The sequence below is a fragment of the Arthrobacter sp. AFG20 genome (assembly GCF_002892795.1).
Classification (GTDB): Bacteria; Actinomycetota; Actinomycetes; order Actinomycetales; family Micrococcaceae; genus Arthrobacter.
In genome coordinates, this window is the sequence record NZ_PJMC01000025.1 from 15,448 (window position 1) to 34,006 (window position 18,559).

15 protein-coding genes are annotated in these 18,559 nt (G+C 67.3%); 8 read left to right on the forward strand and 7 right to left on the reverse strand.

Annotated elements, in window-relative coordinates:
- Window positions 1-7: 7 nt before the first annotated feature.
- The 4 genes from CXZ05_RS20885 to CXZ05_RS20900 form a co-directional block, all read right to left on the reverse strand.
- On the reverse strand, window positions 8-799 hold the full coding sequence (locus tag CXZ05_RS20885; protein WP_258006675.1) for a hypothetical protein: 792 nt from the start codon (window positions 797-799) through the stop codon (window positions 8-10).
- Window positions 800-923: 124 nt separating this feature from the next.
- Window positions 924-4,388: an ATP-binding protein gene (locus CXZ05_RS20890; RefSeq protein WP_102974373.1), complete on the reverse strand. Its 3,465-nt coding sequence runs from the start codon at window positions 4,386-4,388 to the stop codon at window positions 924-926.
- Entirely contained in the window at window positions 4,385-5,221 is an 837-nt protein-coding gene (locus CXZ05_RS20895) for a DUF4194 domain-containing protein (protein ID WP_102974374.1), read from the reverse strand. Before CXZ05_RS20895 ends, CXZ05_RS20890 begins: the two co-directional genes overlap by 4 nt.
- A 2-nt stretch (window positions 5,222-5,223) precedes the next feature.
- The gene (locus CXZ05_RS20900; protein WP_102974375.1) at window positions 5,224-6,672 is read right to left on the reverse strand and encodes a DUF3375 family protein; all 1,449 of its coding nucleotides are present in this window, start codon (window positions 6,670-6,672) and stop codon (window positions 5,224-5,226) included.
- Window positions 6,673-6,992: 320 nt separating this feature from the next.
- Here CXZ05_RS20900 and CXZ05_RS20905 point away from each other — a divergent pair, with 320 nt between their 5' ends.
- From CXZ05_RS20905 to CXZ05_RS20915, 3 genes are all read left to right on the forward strand, one after another.
- Window positions 6,993-7,295: a hypothetical protein gene (locus CXZ05_RS20905; protein WP_102974376.1), complete on the forward strand. Its 303-nt coding sequence runs from the start codon at window positions 6,993-6,995 to the stop codon at window positions 7,293-7,295.
- Window positions 7,296-7,473: 178 nt separating this feature from the next.
- Window positions 7,474-9,447 (forward strand): acyl-CoA dehydrogenase family protein, encoded by a 1,974-nt coding sequence (locus CXZ05_RS20910; RefSeq protein ID WP_102974405.1) that lies wholly within the window; start codon window positions 7,474-7,476, stop codon window positions 9,445-9,447.
- A 195-nt stretch (window positions 9,448-9,642) separates the two neighbouring features.
- Window positions 9,643-10,599 carry a YrzE family protein gene (locus tag CXZ05_RS20915; protein ID WP_102974377.1) on the forward strand — a complete coding sequence of 319 codons (957 nt, stop codon included), beginning with the start codon at window positions 9,643-9,645 and terminating at the stop codon, window positions 10,597-10,599.
- A gap of 44 nt (window positions 10,600-10,643) precedes the next feature.
- Here CXZ05_RS20915 and CXZ05_RS20920 read toward each other — a convergent pair whose 3' ends face one another.
- Complete coding sequence (locus CXZ05_RS20920) at window positions 10,644-11,048, reverse strand: YchJ family protein (RefSeq protein ID WP_102974378.1); 405 nt, start codon at window positions 11,046-11,048, stop codon at window positions 10,644-10,646.
- Window positions 11,049-11,265: 217 nt separating this feature from the next.
- Here CXZ05_RS20920 and CXZ05_RS20925 point away from each other — a divergent pair, with 217 nt between their 5' ends.
- The 4 genes from CXZ05_RS20925 (at window position 11,266) to CXZ05_RS20940 (ending at window position 15,265) form a co-directional block, all read left to right on the forward strand.
- A complete protein-coding gene (locus CXZ05_RS20925; protein ID WP_102974379.1) occupies window positions 11,266-12,057 on the forward strand; it encodes a hypothetical protein in 792 nt (263 codons plus the stop codon).
- Between the two features lie 61 nt (window positions 12,058-12,118).
- On the forward strand, window positions 12,119-13,123 hold the full coding sequence (locus CXZ05_RS20930) for an aldo/keto reductase family protein (protein ID WP_102974380.1): 1,005 nt from the start codon (window positions 12,119-12,121) through the stop codon (window positions 13,121-13,123).
- Window positions 13,124-13,131: 8 nt separating this feature from the next.
- Entirely contained in the window at window positions 13,132-13,983 is an 852-nt protein-coding gene (locus CXZ05_RS20935; protein WP_102974381.1) for an SDR family oxidoreductase, read from the forward strand.
- 157 nt (window positions 13,984-14,140) lie between these two features.
- Window positions 14,141-15,265: a sulfite oxidase gene (locus tag CXZ05_RS20940; protein WP_102974382.1), complete on the forward strand. Its 1,125-nt coding sequence runs from the start codon at window positions 14,141-14,143 to the stop codon at window positions 15,263-15,265.
- Between the two features lie 73 nt (window positions 15,266-15,338).
- Here CXZ05_RS20940 and CXZ05_RS20945 read toward each other — a convergent pair whose 3' ends face one another.
- On the reverse strand, window positions 15,339-16,112 hold the full coding sequence (locus CXZ05_RS20945) for an SDR family NAD(P)-dependent oxidoreductase (protein ID WP_102974383.1): 774 nt from the start codon (window positions 16,110-16,112) through the stop codon (window positions 15,339-15,341).
- Window positions 16,113-16,142: 30 nt separating this feature from the next.
- The gene (locus CXZ05_RS20950) at window positions 16,143-16,967 is read right to left on the reverse strand and encodes a sugar phosphate isomerase/epimerase (protein ID WP_102974384.1); all 825 of its coding nucleotides are present in this window, start codon (window positions 16,965-16,967) and stop codon (window positions 16,143-16,145) included.
- A gap of 190 nt (window positions 16,968-17,157) precedes the next feature.
- Between CXZ05_RS20950 and CXZ05_RS20955 the strand changes: the two genes are divergently transcribed.
- Window positions 17,158-18,495, forward strand: a complete 1,338-nt coding sequence (locus tag CXZ05_RS20955; RefSeq protein WP_102974385.1) for an MFS transporter — start codon at window positions 17,158-17,160, stop codon at window positions 18,493-18,495.
- Window positions 18,496-18,559 lie beyond the last annotated feature (64 nt).

Below are 18,559 nucleotides of genomic sequence, written 5' to 3' on the forward strand. Positions count from 1 at the left end.
AGGTTAGCTAGCTGTACGAGATGCTCAGCAGCAGCGCCTTGAGGGCCTGCCCCTCGGCGCCTGCCAGCCAGGACTTGGCCGCGGCGTCATTGGTGAAGGGCTTCTCGATGAACTTCACATCAGCCAGGATGACGCCGTCCCCGGCGCGGATGATGCCGTCGAGGGCCGATCCCTGCCCCGGCTGGGGCACCCCTGCCGCCAGGTGCATCCGGTAGGTCGCGTTGCCGTCCATCCGGTCCACGTAGAACCCGTAGTGGGCGGCCGGGGCGGGTTGCGCCGCGAGTCCCGGAACCGGCGCGGACTCGTAGACTGTGCGGGTCACCGGGTGGGAGACGCCGTCGGCGACCCGTCCGGAGTACACGGTGGCCTGCTCGGTGCCGCTCGTGTCGACAACTGTGGCCGTGGCCGAGTCCGTCGGTGACCCGGCACCGGTGAAGAGCTCAACCTTCCAGTCGGCCGGGTACTTGAAGGACACATGGCCGTTCGGGAACGTGTACGTCTTCAGCTCGGCAGGTGCCGGAGCTGACGACGGCGTGGTCCCCGGCGTCGCCGCACCGCCGGGGCCGGCAGCGGCGGAGACTGAAGGGCTCGGTGACGCCGGTGCCGTCGCGAAAGCTGCCGCGGACGATGAAGACGGGGCCGCCGACACCACGGCCCCGCAGCCAGCCAGGGAGAGGGCGGCGGCAGCAGCAAGGACAGAGACGAGGGGGGCGCGGGACGCAGGGCGCATGAGGGTGCCTTTCATGATGACGCCGCCAAGCTCACAGGGCTGCTCTGCCCGCCGCATGGGAGTGTCCATGACCCTGTGGAGCGTTTAGCGAAGACTGGTGGAGTCACCACAGTGGCACGCCAAAACGGTACGCCACTAGGGCCAGCCCAATAAATCCATCGATTTGTTATAAACCACGCGAAAGCGTTATGGACTAGCGCAGCACGATATCGACGGGATTGGCCTCGGACCGCCACTGCCCTTCTGTACCCGGTTTCGGGGTGATAACGGGGGCGGTGAGCACGCCGGAGCGGTTGGTGCGCCTGTCCCGCAGAATCTCCGTGACCGAGCCAAGGTGCCGGGACAGGTCGATGACGTTCTCCGGTGCCGCTAGGAGCAGCTGGAAGCCAAACTCGTGCAGCGCCTTGATGCCCGCCCCGGCGAATTCCTCGGAGGCCAGCACGAAGGCCTCGTCCATCATCACTGTGCCGTACGTGGTGAAGCCCTGCTCGGCGATGCCCAGCTGGTAACTCAGCGCCGCGGCCATGATGAACGCGGTGAACCGCTGTCGTTCACCGCCGGACATGGAGCCGGTGTCGGCGTGCATGAACACGTCTGTGCGCTTGCCGCCCTTCTTCCCGGGGGCGTCCACTTCGCGGTGCTCCTTGCACTGGATGAAGAGGTGGCCTCGCACATCCAGCACCTCGGCCCGCCAGCGCCGGTCCTCGGGAGTCTGCGACCCCAGCCGCTTCACCAGCGTCTCCAGTGACTTGTATCGGGCGGTCAGTTCGGCGTCGTCGTTCTGGCCGGTGTGGGCGGTGTCCGTCCTGCCGTGCCGGGTGTGCCGGGTCTTCAGCGCGTTCTGGATGGCGTCCTTGAACTGCTTGGCCGTGGCCGGCAAGGTTTGCTTGATGTCGAGTTCCAGGTAGCTGCCCTCGTGGAAATTCACCTCGGACAGGATCCCGTTCAGCGGCAGGATCCTGCTGGTGATGGAACGTCGCTCCTCATCCAGCAGGTGGAGCAGGGTGCTGAACGACTCGTGCGTGCGCTGGTTGAAGAACTGCCGGAACTCGGCCTCCTGCGCGGGAAGCCCGTCATTGATGATTGCGTGATACCGGGCCTCGAACTCGCCGACGGCACCGATGGACGTGCCATGGTCGGCCGAAATGGCGGTGCCCCAGTCGCGGACGAAGCCTTCGAAGATCCGCGTGAGCCGCTCCGACGTGGCTTGGGCGCGGGACTCTGCACCGTGCAGGTCGCCGAGCAGCTGGGTCCGCACCCGGCCGGCGAGGTTGTCCAGTTCGTGCATTTCCGTGACGTCGCCGAATTCGTCGAAGTAGGGCGCCAGCGCTGCGGCGGTGGAGTCCGACGGCGGAGCCTGGTTCAGGCGGATGCGTGCGCCTTCCAGCAGTGAATCGGAGGCGGTGAGCTGCTGGTCAAGCGCCCTGTATTCGCTCTGCAGCACCGCGGCGGCCTCGGTGCTGGACTGGTGTTTCTGGCGCGCCGCTTCGATGTTGGCGCGAAGCGGTTCGAGGTCAGCCTGGGCGGCGAGGGCGTCCTTGAGCCGCTGTTCAATCCTGCCGAGCTCGTCTGCAGCAACCGCTGCCGAGACCTGCTCCCACGGGCGGTGGTCCTCGGCAACCCTGCGCAGGGCCTCGAGCTGCCGGGACATGCCCTGGTGTGATTCCTCGCGGCTTTGGGCCAGCTGCGCCGCCTTGGCCAGTTCCTGGCGAAGGTCCTCCACCTGCCCGGCCACGAGCTCCAGCTTGGACGCGTTGTCGAACCCGAGGACGTAGTCCTGCCGGCTGGTGAACCGGTCGTCCTTCTCCACGGTGTGCCGGTTGCGTTTGACCACGCCGCCGAGGCTCAGGCCCTTGTCCAGGGCCGCCAGTTCGTCGGGGTTCTCCACGCACGGGTACGCGAAGTCGAGGGCGATCCGCTCACGGACCCACACGCTTGCCTGTGCGGCGGAACCGCCCTTTGTCCCGGTGGTGAGGATGTCCAGCTTGCTCAGCAGGTCGCCGTCGGCCACGTCCTCCACCGCCAGCGCCGCCCCGGCGAGCGGTTTGGAGACGTCCACCGCGCGCAGGGCGCCGCGCACGGTATGGCCGTTCAGGTAGCGGGTGACCGCGGCGAAATGCTCACCCGGAACAAGCAGCGTGGTGGCCAGGCTCCGCAGGGCACGTTCAGCGGCGGGCCGCCACTGTTCCTGGCCCTCGGCGAGGTCGATCAGCTCGCCGCCGAACGGCATCTGCTCCTCGGGAACGCCGGTGGCCGCCGCAATCGCGGCCCGGTTTTCAATGCTCGACGGCGGCAGCAGGGACTTGCGCGTTTTCAGCGACACAAGCTCCTGCTCGGCCGCGGCAAGCTCGCGCTTCTTCGTGGCGTGGGCGTCGAAGGCCTCGAAGCGAAGCTCCTGCAGTGCCGCGGAGTCGTCCTTCAGCTCAGCCGAGCGGGTGGCCGCCTGTTCGTGCGCCTGCTCCCATCCCTCAGCCGTCCACTCCAGATCCAGGCCCGCGTCGGTCAGCGCCTGCCGGGCCGCCTCTTCCACCTGCTGGCGGAGCTTCAGCCCCACCCGGGCGTTCTCGAGGGACTGCTCGATCGAGGAGATGGCGTTGCCGCCCTGGTTGTTGTAGTCCGCCTCGAGCTGCCGGAGCTCCTTGGCCAGCCCGTCCCGCACGCCGCGTTCCGCTGCGAGCTCCCTGGCCTTCGCCTGGGCCAGCGCCTTGAAGCGGGCGAGCGTTTTCTCGTGCACGGTGACGGCAAGCTGCTGCCGGTAGGCCTCAAACTCCTCGCCCGCGAGCTCGCGAAGCCGGTTCGCGTCCAGCAGCGACTGGGCGTACTCCCTGTTCAGGCCCGGGACGGGGGCCAGCTGGTCGCGCTGCTGCCGGACATCCTCCAGGCGCTGCCGGATGGACATGAGGTTGCTGAATTCCTCGACGACGTCGTCGGCCGCGGCCAGGGTGGCGGGGGCGTCCAGCACCTGGTCCCGGAAGAACGTGTTCACGCTGCCGCCCAGGCCCTTTCCGGCCTGGATGACGCGGAGCAGGGGCAGCGCCTGGTCCGAGTTGATGCCCAGGAGCCGGCGGAACCGCTCCGCGAACGCCTTGTGGACGTCAAAGACCTGGGCGTCCGGGAAGATGTTCTCCAGCGCAGCCCTGGTGAAGCGCTTCTCGGCGATGTCCTCGATCGCGCCGAGGTCCAGCGGACTGTTGTCGATCAGGTAGTACCGGCCGACGCTCGACTCCGTGCCGTTCTTGGGCAGGTCAAACAGCGCCGACACCGTCACCTTGGTGCCCGCCGCGTTGTCGAATGTCAGGGCGACGGCGGACCAGGTGGCACCGGGACGCTGGAACGCGCTGGCCGATCCCTCCCCGACGGCTTTGTCTCCCACCTTGCCGCGCATGTACGTGAACGTGGTCCGCTTGTCCTCCACCGCGCCCGAGCGCTGCGCGGCGGCTTCGTTGGAGCGCGGCCGGGCGTCGAACACCCGCAGCATGGCGTCGAACAGGGTCGACTTCCCCACGCCCGAGTTGCCGGTGAGCAGGGTGCCATTGCGGTCGACGTGCATCGTGTGGGCGCCGTGGAACGTGCCCCAGTTGACCACCTGCACCAGGGCCAGGCGCATCTGCCCCGGGTTAACGACGTCGCCCAGCGGCAGCATGCTCGCAATGCTCACTTGGCTGCCTCCGCTACGTCTGCCGTGGTTACCTTTGACTCCGCATCGGCGTCGTCGTCAGTGTCGTCATCTGAGCGAATGGAACTGTCGCCGTCGAGCTCTATCAGGGCTTCGGTGCCTGTGGGGTCAGCCGTTGCGGCTATCAGGGCTTCGATTTGGGCGGGGATGTCGCCTATGTTGTCGAAGGGGAGGGCCAAGGGCAGGGCGTTCGAGATCGTGTAGACGTCGTCCAGGCCGGTGGTGAGCAAGAGCTGGCGGGCGAGGAGCTTGGTGATCGCGCGGTTCACGACGTCCGAGTCGCGCAGTGCGTCCTGCTGGCCGGCCGGCTGGTAGTGCGCCACGAGTTCGGCGATTTCTTCGCGGGTGATGGTGGGGTCCGTCTGCGCCGTGACGTGGCGGTCCAGCAGGAGCCGGAGGCGCAGCAGCACGATGGTTTCCACACGGCTCAGGGCGCGCTGCTGGCGCAGGATGCTGGAGCGGGCGCTGCCGCCGATTGCCTCCGGGTCGACGGGACGCAGCACCGCGATTTTGCGCTCGTGGTCCAGCTGCAGCGTGAGGAACAGCTCGGAGAGCCGGCTGCGCAGGATCAGCTGGTTATCCAGCAACGTTGTCCACAGTTTCTCGTCCCGGCCGCCGTCGACGTACGGGCCCTTCAACAGCTTCACCAGGGCCTGACGCACCTTCATGGGAAGCACACCCGTGTCACCGGGGAAGAGAGCGGCGCCATCCACAAACGTGTCGCGGGGGCTCACTGAGCTTGTCGAAATCGTGGGGGTTTCGGTGGGATCGGCCACCCGCGTCCCGGCGTCCGCCGTCGTAATCTCATCAGTCATCGCTAATCCTTCTCGAGCGTTACCACCGGCAGGTATGCCTTGCGGGTGGTGCCGTCTATCTGTTCGAAGTCGAGGGCCTCCCACGCCAGCTGGTCAAAGCCGGCGCCGGTATGGAGTGCGTGCGAGAGGAGCGCCCGGATGGAGTTGATGTGCTGTTCCTCCGGCGGAAGCTGCTCCCACGCCTCGGCGAGGGTGGAGGCGCCGGCAGCCGCGGCGCGGATCGCCTCCGGCCTGGCCTTGGCGGTCCGGGGCGAGCGGACCCGGTCCGAGTCGCTGAAGGCGATGGGGTCGGCGAGCCTGGGCGGGGCAGCAAACTCATCCGGGTCGAAAAGCTTGACCATGGCGAGGGATTCGAATCCTGCGTTGAACAGCACGGGGCCGCGGACCAGGCCCGGCCGTTCGCGTTCGTAGGGCATGGACCGGATGGCCTGTTCCGCCTCGCGCAGCACCTTGCGGAGCCGCACCGACTGACGGAAATCGTCACTCTGGACGTAGGTGTTCAGGCTCTCGCTCAGCTTGCCGTAAATGCGCTGGATCTGGCTGTGCTGCTGCCGGAGCTCCGCCACCAGGTTTTTCAGGGTTTCCCGGTCCTCCTGCGACAGGTCGTCCGCGAACTGGCGGCTGAGCACTTCGCCGATCGCGGAGCGGAAGCGCAGCTGCTGCTGGGGGTCCTCGAGGAAGGCGGTGAAGGAGCGGAAAGTCCTGCCCTCCGGGCTTTGGCGCAGCCGCTTGTCCGCTTCAAGAACCTGGGCCATCGTGGCGCCCTTGGTCAGGGATTCCTCAATGATCTGGTTCCGGAGCTCGCCCACGAGCTCCTCGATCCGGTCACGCATCTTCTTGTAGTCCGCGGGCAGGCTGGCGGCGAGGTCCAGGATGTTGCCGGCTGCTTCCACAGCCTGGTCGTCGTCGAGGAGGCCGTCGAAGTCGCCGGAGCTGATGTCCTCGATCAGCTGCTGCCGCTCCCCGATCTCCTCCTCCAGCGCTTCCAGCCGGGCGCTCTGGTCCGGGTTGGTCTCGTTGGCGAGCTTCTCCACGTCGCCCAGCAGCGTTCCCAGCCGGGACCCGTTGAGCGTGGACCTTTCGCTGGAGAGGCTGTCCAGGAACGCCAGCACGCGGGCGGCCGGCTCGGTGACCTCGTACACGATCTGCCCCGACTGGTTCCGGCGCGTCAGGAACTGCTTGCGGGTCCACTCATCGCCGAAGGACTTCCCGTTGGCATGTCCGCCCAGCCCCGGGTCATGGCGGCGCAACTGCTCAAGGAAGGAGTCGACGTCGGCATGGAATTCTTCCAGCGGAAGCTGCGGCCGGGTGCGGGTGAAGGATGCCTGCAGGACAGCGATCACCCACGGGGCGGAACGGGTGAGGGCCCATGCCGGCCCCTTGGTGAGGAGCTCAAGGTCCCTGAGCCTGGCGCTGATCGCGTCAGCGGAGGACGTAGCGGACCGGGGCACACACTCTCCTTCGGCAGCTTGGGGATGGTCTGGGCAGCGGAAACCCGAAAACTGCCAACTACAAGGTTAACGCAGAGCCCCGGGCGGCCCGCGCCGCGGTTACCCCCAACCCCGGAGACGGCTCCGCGTGCCCGTCAGGCAACGTTACGCGTGTGACAGATGAGGTTTTCGCAATCACTCCGTGACCTACGGGGCAGTATTGTCTCGATCCCGTATCAACGCGGCCACAGGATGGCCGGGACGCTGGAGGAAGCTTCGCCCATGGCCCTAGTCTCGAGCTACTGATCTGATCCATCCGCAGCAACGGCGCAGGGGGAAGCATGCAGTTCGACTTGAGTGCAGTGGAGACAGGCACCTTGGTGTTCATCGGAACGCTGATGGTTGCCTTGGCACTTGTCCTCTTCGTGGCGGTGGCGGCATTCGCCGCGCTCGTCCTGGTGGGCATGGGCAGGCTGGCCTGGCTGGCCATTGCCGCGGCGCTGCTCCGGACCGTCCACGGGATCAACCATGCCTGGGACAGCCTGGTGCACCACGCCTCCGCAGTCGAGTTTCCCGCGGAGTTTCAGGGGCAGCCGTCCCCTAGCACCGGAACCTACCCGCGGGTAGCATTGAGGGACAGCTGAAGGGTTCTCCACCCGCGGCGGACCCAGGGCTTTGAACCGGTCATCCGGTCAGAGGAGATGCCCCGTGAGCTCCGCCACTGACAGCCAGGCAACTGAACGCCAGGCCCCCGACAGCAGGGCTGGTCACAGCACAGCTACCGCCACCACGGCTGCCGACGGCACTGGCGCCGTCCCGCCCGTGGATAGTCCTGCGTCCGAAACACCCGTCGCTCCGGAGAAGATCGGCGCAGGTGCGTCCGCAGAGGACGCACGCGCCATTGCCGAGGCAGCGCGCGAAACCGAGTGGGCCAGGCCCAGCTTCGCCAAGGGCCTGTATCTCGGCAGCTTTGACCTGGGCCTCATCCATCCCTGGCCCGCCGCCAAACCCGATGACGTGGAACGCGGCGAGGCCTTCATGGCACAGCTGACGGAGTTCTGCCGCACCATGTCCGGACGGATCATCGAGCGCGACGCGAAAATTCCCGACGAGTACCTCGTCGGGATGGCAGAGCTGGGCGTGTTCGGCATGAAAATTCCGCAGGAGTACGGCGGCCTGGGCCTGTCCCTGGTGTACTACGGCCGGGCGCTGGCGCTGCTGGGATCGGTGCACCCGAGCCTGGGCGCCCTGCTCTCGGCCCACCAGTCCATCGGCGTGCCGGAACCGGTGAAGGTATTCGGCACCCCCGAGCAGAAACGCAAGTACCTGCCACGCTGTGCGGAGGGGGCGGTTACCGCGTTCCTGCTGACCGAGCCCGACGTCGGCAGCGACCCCGCGCGGATGGGCAGCACCGCTGTCCCCAGCGCCGACGGCGGGTCTTACGTTCTGGACGGCGTCAAACTCTGGACCACCAACGGCGTGATCGCCGAGCTCGTGGTGGTGATGGCAGTGGTGCCGCAGCATACCGACACGGACGGCGCGGTCCACAAGGGCGGCATTACCGCCTTCGTGGTCGAAATGGACTCCCCGGGAATCACGGTGGAGAACCGCAACACCTTCATGGGCCTGCGCGGCATCGAGAACGGCGTGACCCGGTTCCACCAGGTCCGTGTACCGGCCGCCAATCGGCTGGGCCGTGAAGGCCAGGGCCTGAAGATTGCGCTGACTACACTGAACACCGGCAGGCTCTCGCTGCCCGCGCTCTGCGTGGCAACGGGCCGCTGGAGCCTCAAGATCGCGCGGGAATGGTCCAATGCCCGCACGCAGTGGGGCCGCCCGGTGGGCAAGCATGAAGCAGTCAGCAAGAAAATTGCGTTCATCGCAGCCACGGCGTTCGCCCTTGACGCCGTGTTCGAGCTGTCCGCGGAAATGGCCGACGCCGGGCAGAAGGACGTCCGCATCGAGGCGGCGCTGGCCAAGCTGTGGTCCACCGAGATCAGCTGCCGGATCGCGGACGAACTTGTGCAGATCCGCGGCGGCCGCGGCTTCGAGACGGCCGAGTCGCTTGAGGCCCGCGGCGAGCGGGCCGTCCCCGCGGAGCAGCAGCTGCGCGACCTGCGGATCAACCGCATCTTCGAGGGCTCGTCCGAGATCATGCGTTTGCTGATCGCCCGCGAGGCCGTGGATGCGCACCTCGCCGCAGCCGGGGACCTGGCCTCTGCGGAGGCGAGCCTTTCGGACAAGGCGCGGGCCGCCGTCGGCGCCTCCGGCTTCTACGCAAAATGGCTGCCCAAACTGGTGGCGGGCGCCGGCATGGATCCGCGGTCCTACAGCGATTTCGGGCGGCTGGCAAAGCACCTGCGTTTCGTGGAGCGGTCCTCGCGGCGGCTCGCCCGGCAGACCTTCTACGGCATGGGCCGCTGGCAGGCCAGGCTGGAACACAAACAGGCATTCCTGGGCCGGATCGTGGACATCGGGGCGGAGCTGTTCGCCATGGCGGCCTGCTGCTCCCGCGCCGAGATGCTGCTCCGCACAGCACCTGACCGCGGCGCCACCGCCTTTGAGCTGGCCGACGCCTTCTGCGAGCAGGCACGCGTACGGGTGGACGAATATTTCGACCAGCTGTGGCGCAACACCGACGACGGCGACCGCGACCTCGCGCGCAAGGTGCTGGCCGGCGACTACACGTGGCTGGAGGCCGGCGTGCTGGACCAGTCCGAAGGGACCGGCCCGTGGATCGCCGATGCCTCGGCCCGCGCGTCGACCAAGGAAAACCTGCACCGGACCTACCGCTGACCGCAGACAACCCCGCCCTGACCACGGAGATGCCCTCTGACAAGCGAAGACGCGCCGAATCAAGATACTAAGCATCCTTGCTAATGCCCATTGAACGGAGTTAGCTAGAAACTGAGGCCAGTGCCTTGGCCTCAGCATTGCGTTGCCCGGCTTAGACCCCTGAGCCCGGGTCCGTTCAATGAAAGCGAGTCGCTGATGAGCAGCCCAATCGGCTCCGGGGACAGACGCCCCCGGCGCACTTCCTCTGAATCAGGCACGTCCGAACCCATCGCGTCCGACCGCCACAGGCCCGAACACAGCACGGCAGAGCCCAACCCTGCCAACTACAGCACTCCGGAGCGCAGTTCAGCAGACGCCCCCACGGAGGCCACTCCTGTTTACGATGCCACCCAGTCCCGGCGCACGGCCGCTGGCTCCGGCGCCACCGGCACGGGCGGCACGACGGACACGCACACCCGGGCGCTCAACACCACGGGCGCGGACACGCCGCACGCAGAGCGCGACTACAGACCCGACAATGAACGGGACGGAGGTACCGACACCACACGGCCCGACGACCCGGCCTTTGCCACCCGGGAGATGGCCGCGGCCCGCGAAAGGGAGGCCTTCGGCGGTATTAAGATCGGCTCGGCGTTCTTTGGCTGGCTGGCCGCCACGGGCATGGCCGTGCTGCTGACCGCCCTGGTCGCCGCGGCCGGGACCGCCGTGGGACTTGCCACGAACACCGACGTGAACACCGCCGTGGGCCGGGCCGCCTCGAACCAGACAGTGGGAATCGCGGGCATCATCGTCCTGCTGGTCATCCTCTTCGCTTCCTACTACAGCGGCGGTTACGTCGCCGGCAGGATGGCCCGGTTCAATGGCGCGAAGCAGGGGTTCGCGGTGTGGATCTGGGCCCTGATCGCGGCTGTCCTGGTGGCCGTGCTGGGCATGATCGCCGGCGAGCAGTTCAATATCCTGGCACAGCTGAACAGCTTCCCGCGGATTCCCGTCAACGAAGGTCAGGTGACCACCACCGGCATCATCGCCGCCGTCGTGGTTGCCCTGGTGGCGCTGGTGGGCGCCGTCCTGGGCGGCATGGCCGGCATGCACTTCCACCGAAAGGTGGACCGCGCCGGTTTCACTCCCACGGCGGATTACGAGGAGCACTGAATCAGGAGGACCAGTGACTGGCGGCAGGGCGGCCCCAGCTTCCGTTACCGGTAGAGCGCGACGGCGTTTAAGTAGTACCAGCGCCGGTCCACCCTGAGGAAGCGGCTGGTTTCGTGGTGGACGCCGCGTTCGCCGTCCTGACGGAAGTGCGCCTTGAACTCCACGGCGCCTTCGGTGTCGAGCGGACCGCCCCGTTCGACGGACAGGATGTCCAGCCGCCGCCATTCCAGGCCCGGATCAAAGTCCAGCCCTGAAGGCCGGGTGCTGGGATGCCATGTTTTCAGGAGGTAATCGGCATGCAGCAGGACGAAGGCGGAGTAACGGGAACGCATCAGCTGCTCGGCGGTGGCTGCGTCTGCCGAACCGGTGTGGAACCGGGCGCAGCAGTCGGTGTACTGCTCGCCGGACAGGCACGGGCAGTTGCCGGAAAAGGGTTCTGGCTCGGTCATGGCATCCCTGGGAACGTAGCGGTCGCTTGCGGCATCAGCCTATCGGCGCCTGCGGCGGGCCGGGTCCTATAACAGCTTTAAAACAACAGTTGCCGGTACTTGCCCTGCGGGCATGTCGGCAGTAAATAGTCCGTATGGTGGTTAGGGGCTGTTTTCCGGCGTAATCACCGGCTCGATTTCTGGGGACGAGCCGGGCGCCGATGGTAAGGAGGGTGAAGTGGAAGATCCGACAACGATTGCACTGAACCTGACATTTTTTGGCACCCTGGGTGTTGCCTTCCTCATGTTTGTCGGCCTGTGCATCAGCGTCATGCTCACCCTGGTGATTGCAGGGCTCGGACGCCTTGTAGCGCTGATCGTGATGGCGCTGATCGGCCGCCTCCCCAAAAACGAAACCATCGAGATCGTGCGGCTCGCCGCGGACGGCAGCCCGTTGCCCGCCGAGGCGGAAACGGTGCCGGCAAAAGCCAAGGCGAAAAAGGCCCCCAAGCCCCCCCGACCGGTCCGCGAGCCCCGCGCACCGATCGACTGGAAGAAACTGCGGACCCGCGCCGGCCTTCAGGAGGCGCTCCGCAGCGCCGTCATCCACCATCCCCTGGTGATTGCTGCCCGGCCGGTGCCGCCCGTCCTCGCGAAGGACTGGGCCGACGCCGTAGCTGCCGCCGACGCCCGCGCAGTGGCGCGTGCGCGGGCCGCCACGCCGGAAGTCAAGGTCACCGTGCGGGACCTGCCCCCGCCCGACGTCGCCGCGGCCAGCGTGACCGAGGTGGCTCCGCTCGTGGAGTCGGCCCTGCGCCACGATGCCGTGCCGGCCAAACCTGCCACCAACAAGAGCGCCAGCAGCAAGAGTGCCACCAGCAAGGGCGAAACGGTCCGGTCCGCCTTGGCGCTGTCCGCCCAGCCGCCACGGCCTGCGCGGAAACCGGCCGTAGCCGGACATGCCACGGTCCTGGACACCGGTTCCATGACGTCGCTCGCGCAGCACCCGGACGCCCGCACCCGCGCCTGACCGCGAGATAAGCCGCCGGCATCCCTTACCCTGAGCAACCATGTCCGCTAGCGTGAAGCCCATGGAATTCAGATACCTCGGAAACAGCGGCTTCAAGATTTCGGAAATCACGTTCGGCAACTGGCTCACGCATGGCTCCCAGGTGGAGAACGACGTCGCCACCCAGTGCGTGCGGGCGGCGCTGGACGCCGGCATCAGCACCTTCGACACCGCGGACGTCTACGCCAACACCGCGGCGGAAACCGTCTTGGGCGAAGCGCTCAAGGGTGAACGCCGGCAGTCCATTGAGATATTCACGAAGGTGTTCGGTCCCACCGGCCCCAAGGGCAAGAACGACCTCGGCCTCTCCCGCAAGCACATCATGGAATCCATCGACGGGTCCCTCAGCCGGCTGCAGACGGACTACGTGGACCTGTACCAGGCGCACCGTTACGACTTTGAAACGCCGCTCGAGGAAACGATGCAGGCGTTCGCGGACATCGTCCGGCACGGAAAGGCCCTGTACATCGGGGTCAGCGAGTGGACCGCTGAACAGCTCCGCAACGGCCACGCCCTGGCCAGGGAACTGGGCTTCCAGCTGATCTCCAACCAGCCGCAGTACTCCATGCTGTGGCGGGTCATCGAGGAAGAAGTGGTTCCGGCGTCGGAGGAACTGGGCGTCTCGCAGATCGTCTGGTCACCCATGGCGCAGGGGGTGTTGAGCGGCAAGTACCTGCCCGGCCAGCCGCTCCCGCAGGGCAGCCGCGCCACCGACGACAAGGGCGGTGCCAGGATGATCCAGCGCTGGATGCGGGACGACGTCCTGGCCGCCGTGCAGGAGCTGCGTCCGGTCGCCGAGGAAGCCGGGCTGACCATGCCCCAGCTGGCGGTGGCCTGGGTACTGCAGAATCCGAACGTCGCCTCCGCCATCGTGGGCGCCTCCCGGCCGGACCAGGTGGCCGACAGCGCCGCGGCCGCCGGCGTGCGCCTTGAGCCGGACGTCCTGAAGAAGATCGACGCCGCCGTCGGCTCCCTCGCCGAGCGGGACCCGGCCCAGACAAAGTCCCCTGCAACCCGCGAGGCCTAGGAGCACCCATGACGGATCTTCCAGACCTTGCGGTCACCGGCGCCACGGGGGTCCTCGGCGGCATGGTGGCCGGCCAATTGTCCGACGCCGGGTTCTCCCAGCGCCTGCTGGTGCGCGACCCCCGGCGGGCGCCGGACCTGAAGGACGCCCCGGCGGTGGTGGTCAGCTACGGGGACCCCAAGCTGTCCCGCCCGGCCCTGGAAGGGGTCAAAGTCCTGTTCATGGTGTCGGCGGCAGAGGCGGAGGACCGGCTGCAGCAGCATTACGCCTTCGTGGACGCCGCCGCGGAGGCCGGCGTGCAGCACATTGTCTACACGTCCTTCTTCGGGGCAGCGCCGGACTGCACCTTCACACTGGGCCGCGACCACTACGCCACCGAGGAGCGGATCAGGGCGTCCGGGATGGCATTCACGTTCCTGCGGGACAACTTCTACCTGGATTTCCTGCCCATGCTGGCCGGGGAGGACGGCGTTATCCGGGGCCCGGCGGGCGACGGCGTGATGGCCGCCGTCGCCCGGGAGGACATTGCCCGGTCCGCCGTGGCGGTACTTCGTGACCCGGCGGTCCACGCCGGGGCAACCTACGACCTGACCGGCCCGGAGGACATCTCGCTGTCGCACGCCGCCGAGGTACTTACGCGTTCCACGGGCAGGACCGTCACATATCACCACGAAACCGTGGAGGAGGCATTCGCCTCCCGCGCCTCCTACGGCGCCCCGGCGTGGCAGGTCGAGGCCTGGGTCAGCACGTACACGGCGATCGCCGCCGGCGAGCTGGCCGGGGCGACCTCGGACGTGCACGGCCTCACCGGCCAGGACCCGATGGCACTCGAGGAACTGGTGAAGCTGCCGCAGCTGTAGGGGGTGGCGGCGCGGGGATGTTGACGGTGTCGGGCTGTTGACGGCGTGTGTTGACCGTCCTGCGGACACGGCGTAAACCTGTGAGGAGGAGCACGCCTATCAGCAGCTGCACCCCGCAGCCCCGAGAAACCGCAGCACCGAGCAGAATCGCAAGGCCATGTCCAAGCTGATCTACCGCCGCCGACCGTCCGCCCGCCCCGCACCCCATTCCGGTGTAGCAGCACATTCCGGTGAACCCACGCATGGCCCGCTCACCCGGGAAGAGCTGGAGCTCGCCGTGCGAAACCACTCGATGCCGCTCGAGGCCCTGCGCGAGGACGTGACTCCGCCAGGGCTGCATTACGTGCTGACGCATTTCGACATTCCGCAGGTCAGCGGCGCTTGGCACCTGCGGATCGGCGGGGCCGTGGAGCGGGCAACGGAACTGAGCCTTGCGGCACTGAAGCGGGATCCGGCCATCAGTGTCCAGGTGACCATGGAATGCGCCGGCAACGGGCGATCGCTGCTGAGGCCGCGGCCGCTCAGCCAGCCCTGGACTCTGGAAGGCGTGGGAACGGCGGTGTGGACCGGTGTTCCGCTGGCGTACCTGCTTGCCCAGGCCGGCGTCGAGCCCGAGGCCGCCGAGGTGGTGTTCACCGGGCTGGACACCGGGATCCAGGGTGGCGTGAGGCAGCAGTACGCCCGGAGCCTGCCGATTGCGGAAGCGTCCCGGGCCGACGTCGTCCTTGCCTACAAAATGAACGGCACCGAGCTGCCGCCCCAGCACGGCTACCCGCTGCGGCTCGTCGTCCCCGGTTGGTACGGCATGGCCAGCGTCAAGTGGCTGCAGTCGATCCAGGTGGTCACGACGCCGTTCACCGGGTTCCAGCAGTCGGTCGCCTACCGCTACCAGCACAACGCGGACGACGCCGGCACCCCGGTTTCCCGGATCAGGGTCCGGTCCCTGATGGTTCCGCCGGGCATTCCTGACTTCTTCACCCGCCGCCGGTACCTGCCGCGCGGGCCCGTCATGCTCCAGGGCCGGGCGTGGTCCGGTGAAGGCGCCGTGACGAAGGTGGAGGTCGGCATCGACGGCAAGTGGGTTCCGGCGCAGCTGGACAAGCCTGCCGGCGCCTATGCATGGCGCGGCTGGAACCTGCCATGGGTGGCCGACCCCGGCCACCACGAACTGGCGTGCCGGGCCACGGACGCGACCGGCTCCACCCAGCCGCTGGAGCAGCACTGGAATTACCAGGGCCTGGGCAACAACACGGTGCAGCGAGTGCGGGTCATCGTCGAATAGGTGTCGTTGCGGGATGGGCCCGGCGCTGAGGGGCGGCGTGCTGGGCCGGGTGCGGTTCGGGTGGTCCGCGTTCTTAGTGCATGTGGCTTCCGCCGTTGATGTCGATGGTGGTGCCGGTCAGGTAGGCGGACTCCTCGGAGGACAGGAAGGTGATGACGGCGGCGATTTCCTCGGTGGTGGCGTTGCGGCCCAGCGGGATGCCGGCGTTGATGGCCGCTTCCTGCTCCTCCGTGCTGCCGACGCGGATGTTGGTGTCCACGGCGCCCGGGGTGATGGCATTGACGGTCACGCCGGAGTCGCCGAGTTCGCGGGCGAGGGCCTTGGTGAAGCCGAGGATGGCGGCCTTGGCTGCCGAGTAGGGGACCTTGCCGAAGACGCCGCCGCCGCGCTGTGCGGACACGGAGGACATGTTGACGATCCGGCCCCAGCCGTTGTCGATCATGTCCGGCAGGAAGGCCTTCGTGACGAGGTAGGTGCCGGTGGCGTTGACGTCCATGACCTTGTTCCAGAGGTCGAGTGTGGTTTCCAGGAAAGGCACCGGCGAGGTGATGCCGGCGATGTTGGCCAGCGCGCCGACAGCCGGAAGGGCGCCGCTCGTGACCTCGGCTGAAACTGCCTTGTACGCGGCGCTGACGGAGTCCTCGTTGGCGACGTCAATTTCGTAGCCGAACGCCGGGACGTTGAATTCGTTGCCGATTTCGGTGGCGACCTTCGCGGACTTCTCGCCGTCGAGGTCGAGGATCACCACGCCCCAGCCCTGGCTGGCGTAGCGGCGGGCGGTGGTGATGCCGATGCCCCGTTCCGAGGTGGCTCCGGTGAGGACGGCGGTGCGCTGAATGGCGGTCATGATTCTCCTTGGTGGTTTTTGTGGGGTTGTTCAGATGAGGTCGGTGATGAAGCTGGCTGCCTTGGCGGCGGCCGCCGGGCGTTCGTCGTGGGTGATGTCCCGGGTTTCGAGTTCCAGGCTGAAGTGCCCGGCGTAGCCCTGTTCGGCAAGGCCCCGCAGCCCGGCGGCGAAATCAGCCCGGCCGTTGCCGATGCTGAGGTTGATGTTGCCGGGCACGGCATCGCGCAGGTGCACGTGGGCTATCCGGCCCTCGTGGCGTGCCAGGTACTCCAGCGGATCCTCGCCGGCGGCGACGATATGGCTGAAGTCCATGACAATCCCGACGCCGGAGCCCGCCAACCGGCGGGCCAGCAGTTCCGCGCGTTCCAGGTTCCAGCAGAACCGCAGGAAGTGCAGCGACTCCGTCCAGAGCTCGACGCCGAACTCCGCCGCGCGCTCCCCGGCCCGGATCAGCTGGGCGGCGACGGTGTCCAGATCCTCCTCGAGGCTCCGCACCGGCTCGTGGCTCAGCGCACCGCAGGGAAGGACCAGTGCCTTGGCTCCGGTTTTCGCGGTGAGGGTGAGCAGGGCATCAAGGTGACGGTCCCGCTCAGCCTGCCGGCCGGCGTCGAGCACTGCATTAAGGTCCCCGATATCCCCGTTGACGGAACGCACCCGCAGGCCGGATGCGGCCACGTCACTGGCCACGGCTGAGACGGCTTCTGCGTCGAGTTCGTACGGAACGTGGTCACAGACGCCGGGGAGGGCGCCCAGGTCTATCTCAGTGAAGCCGAGCCCGGCCATGGTTCGCAGGGCTGTCGGCAGGTCCTGGTGGCGGAAGCTGATGGATGAGCACCCGAGACGGGAATGGAACATCGTCGTTGATCCTCTGGTCGTGCCCGGCAGGCGGTAGTGATAGACACCACACTAGTTCGGGCGACTGTTAACAGTCAACTCCTGACGGCGACTGTTGACAGTCAGCATGACGTCGGTCACACTGGGACACATCTTGTTAACAGTCGACAGCGCTGGACCTTCTTCAGCCGCTCTTCGAAAGGGAACCACCATGAGCAACGAAGCTCTGACCATGCGGGGGCCGGTCCACGGCACCAAGGACGCCCGGCGGGTCGCCATCGGCTCGGGCGTCGGCGCCGTGATCGAGACCTACGACTTCATCGGCTTCGGCACTGCGGCCGCCCTCTACTTCGGAACTGCGTTCTTCCCCACCGGTGACCCGGTGACGGGAACGCTGGCCGCCTTCGCCACGCTCGGCGTCGGCTTCGCCGCCAGGCCGCTGGGGGGCATCATCGGCGGCCACTTGGGCGACAAGGTGGGACGCAAGCCCGTCCTGGTCACGTCCCTGATCCTCATGGGCATCGCTACCTTCTTCATAGGCCTGCTGCCCACCTACAGCCAGGTTGGCCTGCTGGCTCCGGCGCTGCTGGTGTTCGTTCGCATCGTCCAAGGCCTGGCCTTCGGCGCCGAATGGGGCGGCGCCATCCTGATGAGCTACGAGCACGCGCCGTGGAAGTCCAAGGGCAAGTACACGGGCATCGTCCAGGCCGGCTTCCCCGTGGGCCTGCTGCTGGCCAACCTGGTGTTCCTGGTCAGCGTGAACCTCGGCGGCGAGCTCGCCTGGCGCATCCCCTTCCTTGCCAGCATCGTGCTGGTGGTTGTCGGCCTGATCATCCGCTCCAAGGTCCCCGAGTCCCCCGTCTTCGACGAGGTCAAGGGCCACGGCGAGATCGTCAAGTCCCCCATCGTCGAGGTCATCAAGACCGACTGGCGCAACATCGTCAAGGGCATCGGCCTCCGCATTGCCGAGACCGCCGGCTACGCCGTGTCCATCACCTACATGATTTCGTACCTCAACAGCCAGCACCTGGCCGACAAGACCCAGACCCTGGTGGCGCTGTGCATCGCGTCCGCGATCGGCATCTTTGCCACCCAGGCCTGGGCGCGCCTGACGGACAGGATCGGCCGCCGCCCGCTCTACGTCTGGTCCACCGCCTTCGCCGTCCTGTTCGCGGTCCCCATGTTCCTGCTGGTCAACACCGGTATGGTCATCTTCATCATCGCCACCCTCGTGATCTCCTACGCGGTCTGCCAGAACTCGCTCGCCGGCGCCCAGGGCGCCTGGTTCCCGGAACTGTTCCAGGCCAAGACCCGGGCCTCCGGCGCCTCGCTGGCCTACCAGATCTCCGCCATGGTCTCCGGCTTCACCCCCTTCATCACCACCCTGCTATTCGTCAGCTTCGGCTGGATGGGCCCGGCCCTGCTCTTCGGCACCTACGCCCTCATCGGCCTCTGGGCAGCCCTCGCCACCCGGGAAACCTGGGGAAAGCGGGAGAGGCAGCTGGCCGATGAAATCACCAAAAGCACCCCCCAGTCGGTGAACGTCTGATGACCACCCTCAACGAAACCGCACCGCAGGAACTGCACACCCAACCACTCCCCCAGAAGGAACG